This is a genomic window from Methylobacterium sp. CCH7-A2, assembly GCF_001557075.1.
Taxonomy (GTDB): domain Bacteria; phylum Pseudomonadota; class Alphaproteobacteria; order Rhizobiales; family Beijerinckiaceae; genus Allobosea; species Allobosea massiliensis.
Map to the genome: position 1 here is coordinate 1 of NZ_LSKN01000233.1, position 1,438 is coordinate 1,438.

Below are 1,438 nucleotides of genomic sequence, written 5' to 3' on the forward strand. Positions count from 1 at the left end.
TCGACACGACATTCGACATCGACATCGGCACGCAGCCGTCGACTGCGACGCCACCATCGTCCAGCGCATCCCCTCGGATCCGCTTCAAGACCCAAAAACCCCGCGGCGTGAGCCGGCCGGGGCTTTCGGTGCGGCGGAGGCCCGCTATGATCGCTCCAACCGGACGAGGCCGATGCCCCTGCTCAGCGCCAGCGACTCCACGCTCGTCATCATCGATTTCCAGGCGCGGCTGATGCCGGCGATCCATGAGGGGGCGGCCCTCGTCGCCCATGCGCAGAAGCTGGTCGCCGCGGCCGGCCTGCTCGGCGTGCCCGTGCTGATGACCGAGCAGAACCCGGCGGGGCTCGGCGGCACGGTGCCTGAGTTGGCGGGCGCAGGCCCCGTCATCGCCAAGATGAGCTTCGACGCCTGTGCCGAGGGCGCCTTTCTGGAGGCGCTAGAGGGCGACGGGCAGATCGTGCTCTGCGGCTGCGAGGCGCATGTCTGCGTCGGACAGACGGCGCTCTCCCTGCTCGCCCATCGCCGCCGCGTCACGCTGGTCCAGGACGCGACCGGCTCGCGGCGCCCGGAGTCGAAGGATGCCGCGCTCGCCCGCCTCGCCCGCCACGGCGCCGAGATCGTCACGACCGAGATGGTGATCTTCGAATGGCTGCGGAGCGCTGGGCATCCCCGCTTCCGCGAGGTGCTCAAGCTGGTGAAGTAGGGGGGCTTCTTCCCCGGAACCTCATGGTCATCCTGGGCGAGCGGCGAAGCCGCGAAGCCCGGGATCCATCATAGGGTTCGGCGGCGCCTCATGATGGATCCCGGCCGAGCTTCGCTCGCCCAGGATGACGGCGTCTGTTGCGGGAGCAAAAAACCTAAAGCGGCTTCCGGATCCATTTCGAGATCACGCCGACGATGCCTTCGCGGAAGGTCATCACGCAGATCACGAAGATCACGCCCTGCACCACCGTCACCCAGGCACCGAGCGAGGCGAGATAGTTCTGCATCGAGACGATGACGAGCGCGCCCGCGATCGGCCCGAAGACGGTGCCGAGCCCGCCGACCAGCGTCATCAGCACCACCTCGCCCGACATCGACCAGTGCACGTCGGTGAGCGAGGCGAGCTGAAAGACGATCGCCTTGGTCGCGCCGGCGAGCCCCGCCAGGCTGGCCGAGAGCACGAAGACGGCGAGCTTGTACTGGTTGGCGCGATAGCCGAGCGAGATCGCGCGCGGCTCGTTGTCTCGGATCGCCTTGCAGACCTGGCCGAAGGGCGAGTGGATGATGCGGTAGATCGCGAGCAGCCCCGCCATGAAGATCGCCGCGACGAGCCAGTACAGCGTCCGGTCGTCGGCGAGGCTGATCATCCCGAACAGATGCCCGCGCGGCACCGCCTGGATCCCGTCCTCGCCGCCGGTGAAGCGCGGCGTCTGCAGCGAGAAGAAGAACACCATCT

Annotated in this window: 2 protein-coding genes; one reads left to right on the top strand and one right to left on the bottom strand. The window is 68.0% G+C overall.

What is annotated here, in order from left to right; all coding sequences use genetic code 11:
• Positions 1-172 precede the first annotated feature (172 nt).
• Complete coding sequence (locus AX750_RS17240; RefSeq protein WP_067254799.1) at positions 173-703, top strand: hydrolase; 531 nt, start codon at positions 173-175, stop codon at positions 701-703.
• 154 nt (positions 704-857) lie between these two features.
• Here AX750_RS17240 and AX750_RS17245 read toward each other — a convergent pair.
• On the bottom strand, positions 858-1,438 hold a 581-nt coding region (locus AX750_RS17245; RefSeq protein WP_197432841.1), incomplete at its 5' end, for a branched-chain amino acid ABC transporter permease.

Excerpts from the sequence above, each read along its gene's own strand:
- AX750_RS17240 (WP_067254799.1), top strand. The coding sequence starts at position 173 with ATGCCCCTGCTCAGCGCCAGCGACTCCACGCTCGTCATCATCGATTTC.